Source organism: uncultured Nevskia sp., assembly GCF_903885465.1.
In the GTDB taxonomy this organism is placed as follows: Bacteria; Pseudomonadota; Gammaproteobacteria; order Nevskiales; family Nevskiaceae; genus Nevskia.
Map to the genome: position 1 here is coordinate 1 of NZ_CAISIQ010000122.1, position 4661 is coordinate 4661.

Annotated in this window: 4 protein-coding genes; 3 read left to right on the forward strand and 1 reads right to left on the reverse strand. The window is 65.5% G+C overall.

Annotation, left to right across the window (positions count from 1 at the left end; translation table 11 throughout):
* A partial coding sequence (sucD, locus tag QZY06_RS04480) for a succinate--CoA ligase subunit alpha (protein ID WP_295680740.1) occupies nucleotides 1-846 on the forward strand: 846 nt, incomplete at its 5' end.
* A gap of 106 nt (nucleotides 847-952) precedes the next feature.
* Entirely contained in the window at nucleotides 953-2605 is a 1653-nt protein-coding gene (locus tag QZY06_RS04485) for an NAD+ synthase (protein ID WP_295680743.1), read from the forward strand.
* A gap of 69 nt (nucleotides 2606-2674) precedes the next feature.
* On the opposite strand, the gene QZY06_RS04490 is transcribed toward QZY06_RS04485, so the two are convergent.
* Nucleotides 2675-4240, reverse strand: coding sequence for an outer membrane protein assembly factor BamD (locus QZY06_RS04490; protein ID WP_295680747.1), 1566 nt, complete (start codon nucleotides 4238-4240; stop codon nucleotides 2675-2677).
* A 96-nt stretch (nucleotides 4241-4336) separates the two neighbouring features.
* On the opposite strand from QZY06_RS04490, the gene QZY06_RS04495 reads away from it, so the two are divergent.
* Nucleotides 4337-4661: S4 domain-containing protein (locus tag QZY06_RS04495; RefSeq protein ID WP_295680749.1), on the forward strand; the 325-nt coding region annotated here is incomplete at its 3' end.

Sequence of the window (4661 nt, forward strand, 5' to 3'; positions counted from 1 at the left end):
ACCAAGGTCATCTGCCAGGGCTTCACCGGCAAGCAGGGCACCTTCCACTCCGAACAGGCGATCGCCTACGGCACCAAGATGGTCGGCGGCGTATCGCCGGGCAAGGGCGGCAGCAGCCATCTGTCGCTGCCGGTGTTCAACACCGCTCATGACGCGGTGCGCGCCACCGGCGCCGACGCAACGATGATCTATGTGCCGGCCCCCGGCGCGGCAGACGCGATCCTCGAAGCGGCGGACGCCGGCATCAAGGTCATCATCTGCATCACCGAAGGCATTCCGGTGATCGACATGGTCAAGGTCAAGGCCGCACTCAAGGCCTATCCGGACGCCGTGCTGATCGGTCCGAACTGCCCCGGCGTGATCACCCCGGGCCAGTGCAAGATCGGCATCATGCCGGGCCACATCCACAAGCCGGGCCGTATCGGCATCGTCTCCCGTTCGGGCACGCTGACCTACGAAACCGTGCACCAGACCACCCAGAACGGCCTCGGCCAGTCGACCTGCGTCGGCATCGGCGGTGATCCGGTTCGCGGCCTCGGCTTCATCGACGTGCTGAAGCGCTTCGAAGCCGATCCGGAAACCGACGGCATGATCATGGTCGGCGAAATCGGCGGTTCTTCGGAAGAAGAAGCGGCGGCCTACATCAAGCAGTACGTCAAGAAGCCGGTGGTGGCCTACATCGCCGGCGTCACTGCACCGGCTGGCAAGCGCATGGGCCATGCCGGCGCGATCATCGCGGGCGGCAAGGGCACGGCGGACGAGAAGTTCGCGGCGCTCGAAGCGGCCGGCGTCAAGACGGTTCGCTCGCCGGCGGACCTCGGCGCGGCGATGAAGTCGCTGCTCTGATCGCTGTCCAGCAACTGAAGTAACCGGAAAGGGCGCGATTCGTCGCGCCCTTTCTCGTTTATCGTGCCGGTATCGTGTCGTCCCTGATTGTGGAAACGAAACTCTGATGAACAAGCCGCTGGTCCTCGCTGCCGCCCAGCTGAACCTCTGGGTCGGCGACATCGACGGCAATGTCGCCAAGATCATCGCCGCGGCCACCAAGGCTCGCGATGAATTCGGTGCTCAGCTGGTCGCCACGCCGGAGCTGTCATTGCTCGGCTATCCGCCGGATGACCTGCTGCTGCGCACCGCGCTGCCGCAGGCAATCGCCGCTGGGCTGGAGCAGGTCGCGGCGGCTTCGAACGGCATTCACATCGTCGTCGGCCATCCGGAGTTCGTCGACGATGCCGGCGGCCGCCGCACCTACAACGCGGCCTCGGTTTATCGCGATGGTCGGCTGGTTGCTCGAGCCCGGAAGCAGTTGTTGCCGAACTACGGCGTGTTCGACGAACGCCGCCATTTCACACCGGGCGCGCCGAGCGCGACCGTGTTCAAGCTCGATGGCCTGACCATCGGCCTGTGCATCTGCGAAGACATCTGGGGCCCGGGCCCGACGGCGCGGGCTAAGGCCGCCGGCGCCGAACTGCTGCTCAACATCAATGCCTCGCCGTACAACATCGGCAAGCCGGACGAGCGTCGCGTGGTATTGCGCCAGCGCCTGGCCGAGCAGGATCTGCCGATCGTCTACGTCAACTGCGCAGGTGGCCAGGACGAACTGGTGTTCGATGGCGATTCGCTGGCCATCGATACCAATGGCTCGCTGGGCTTCGAAGCGCCGCTGTTCGACGAAGGCGTATTCCCGCTGACCGTCACGCGCCAGGACGGCGCGCTGACATTCAGCGGCGAGCGGCGAGCGGCTTCCTCCAGCGTTGCGCAGGTCTATCGCGCGCTGGTGCAGGCGACGCGCGACTACGTCAACCGCAACGGTTTTCCCGGCGTGTTGCTGGGCTTGTCCGGCGGCATCGACTCGGCGCTGGTGGCGACGATCGCCGCCGACGCGCTCGGTGCCGATCGGGTCTGGGCGGTGTCGCTGCCATCGCGCTACACGATGGACATGTCCAACGACGATGCGCGGCTCGAAGCCGAGGCGCTCGGCATCCGCTATTCGGTGCTGCCGATCGAACGGCCGTTCGAGGCGTTCACCGAAACCCTGGCGCCGATCTTCGGTGACCGGCCGATCGATCTCGCTGAGGAAAACATGCAGTCGCGCTCGCGCGGCGTGCTGCTGATGGCGCTGTCGAACAAGTTCGGGCCGGTGGTGCTGACCACCGGCAACAAGAGCGAGATGGCGGTGGGCTATTCGACTTTGTACGGCGACATGTGCGGCGGTTTCGCGCCGATCAAGGACGCCTACAAGGGCCTGGTCTACGAGCTGTCGCGTTATCGCAACACGCTGGCGCCGGCAGGCAAGCCGGTGATTCCCGAGCGGGTCATCGAGCGTCCGCCGAGCGCCGAACTGCGGCCGGACCAGAAGGATTCGGATTCGCTGCCGCCTTACGAAGTGCTCGATCCGATTCTCGAAGCCTATGTCGAGCGCAGCCTGTCGATCCCCGAGATCGTCGCGATGGGCTTCGATGAAGCGACCGTGCGTCGTGTTGCCGGGCTGGTGCGGCGTTCCGAATACAAGCGCCGCCAGGCGCCGCCAGGGCCGAAGATCACGCCTTGTGCGTTCGGGCGCGAACGGCGCTATCCGATCACCGCGGTCTACGGCGATCGCTGAACTGCGAGCATGAAAAAGGGCGCGGCTTTCGCTGCGCCCCGATGGTCCATCAACCGCCGATCGCTGGGCTTATGGCGTGGCCGGAGGGGCGGCAGGTTGTGGCTCGGGCGTCGTGTTGCCGTTGACTGTCACCGGCTGGCTGCTGCCGTCTGGCGCTTCGTAATCCATCTTCAGCTGGGTGTTGCTGTCACTGGGCGTCGCTTCGCTGGTGGTCGCCGGTGGATTCTTCGCCGCCGCTTCATCCGTCTTGCTGCCGCCGATCGTGTAGGTCTTGTTGAGGAAGTCGAACAGACCGCCTTTCTCCTTCTTCTCTTCGGGCGTTGCTGCAGTTGCAGGCGCAGCAGCCTCGACCTTCGGCGCAGTCTCGGTGGTCGCTTGGGCCGGCTTGGCGGCCTCTCCCGCGCTGAACAAAGGCGGCAGATTGATGGCCGCTGGCTCGCCCACGTAGGGGCCGGTGGTCAGCGACGCGGCATCCGGTTGATTGGCCGACGACGGGTTGGCGGGCTCAGCCCGAGTGCTGACTGCCGGCGCAGCTGCAGTACCTGCGGCTGCTGCATCGGCCGGTCTGGTCTCCTTGCTGTCGATCGTGTAGGTCTTGTTCAGCGATTCGAAGTAGCCGCCGATCCGCTCGAAAAAGCCCTGCGGGGCTTCGCTGGTCAGCTCCAGCGCGGCCGCTGGTGCCGCTGGCGTGGCGGCGGCGGCCGGTGCAAGCGCGGCTGGCGCTACCGACGGCTGATCGGTAGGCAGAACGATGACGGTACGCGGACCCGGCTTCGGTGGCGGCGCGCTCGCCTGGGCGATCGACTCGGCATTGCTGGCGATCAGCAGGTCGAGATCGGCCACTTGTGGCGTCAGGCCCAGCTTTTCATAGCTCAGCTTCAGCAGCTTCAGCGCATCGACCGTCGCCGGGGCGCCGGGATACTCGGCAATCAGATTCTCGGCGCGCTTCGATACCGCTACCCAAGCCTGGCGCTTGACGTAGTAGCGGACGATCGACAGTTCATGCGAGGCCACCCGGTTGCGCAGATAGACCATCCGCTTGCGGGCGTCGCCGGCATAGGGGCTGCTGGGATAGCGCTGTAGCAGCACGGCGAAATCGTCATAGGCGCGGCGTTCGCCAGTGACGTCTTTCTTGCTCGAGTCGATCGGCAGGTAATCGCTGATCGCCTGCGTGCGGCTGGAATTGATCAGACCCTTCAGGTACTGAACGTAATCAGCATGGACGTGGCGCGGATGTTCGCGGATGAAGCGATCCGCGGCGAGCAGCGCTTCATCCGGCGCGAAGCTGCGATACTGGACGAAGATCTTCTCGAGCTCGGCCTGAGTCGAATACTCGGTGAACGGGTAGCGAGCAATCAGCTGCGTGTAGCGGGTGGTTGCGGTCTCGTAGTCGGAGGCCACCATCGCTTCATGCGCGCGCCGGTAGAACAGCGCCGCTTCGGCCTTCAGCGCCTCTTCGGTCTGCGGCGTGGCGCCAGAGGGGCCGACTTCCGAGCCAGGTCGGAACGGATTGTCCGGACGATCGGCTTTGTCGCCTTTCGAGGCGCAGCCAGTCGCGAGGGCCGCCAGCGAGGCGAGGCAGATAACGCGCAGTGCGCGCGTTGCGGACGGGCCGCGGGAAGAACGATCGATCATTACGCGGAGCATCAGCACGTTGAGTCAAAAAATGAGTATAGCCGATGGCTGTCAGCCCTCGTCGCGGCACCAACTCTGGTGTCGGGGGGCGAGATCATGAGCCAGGTGGAGCAAGCGCAGGTACCCGATTTCCTGCACGGCCAGCGCTTGGACGCCGTGGCTGCGCAGTTGTTCCCGGCCTGGTCTCGGGGCCGACTCAAAAGCTGGATCGAGAGTGGGGCGCTGATCATCAACGGCGCGCCGGCCGAGAAGGCGCGTCAGCCGGTGGCCACCGGCGATGTGCTCGATCTGACGGTCGACGAACAGCCGCTGGCCAGCAATGACCGGCCGCAGGCGATCCCGCTCGAAGTGGTTTTTGAGGACAACGACATCGCGGTGATCAACAAGCCGCCGGGCCTGACCGTGCACCCGGGCGCCGGCC

Bases quoted from the DNA above. Each gene is read 5' to 3' on its own strand.
- QZY06_RS04485 (WP_295680743.1), top strand. From the start codon at position 953: ATGAACAAGCCGCTGGTCCTCGCTGCCGCCCAGCTGAACCTCTGGGTC.
- QZY06_RS04490 (WP_295680747.1), bottom strand. From the start codon at position 4,240: ATGATCGATCGTTCTTCCCGCGGCCCGTCCGCAACGCGCGCACTGCGC.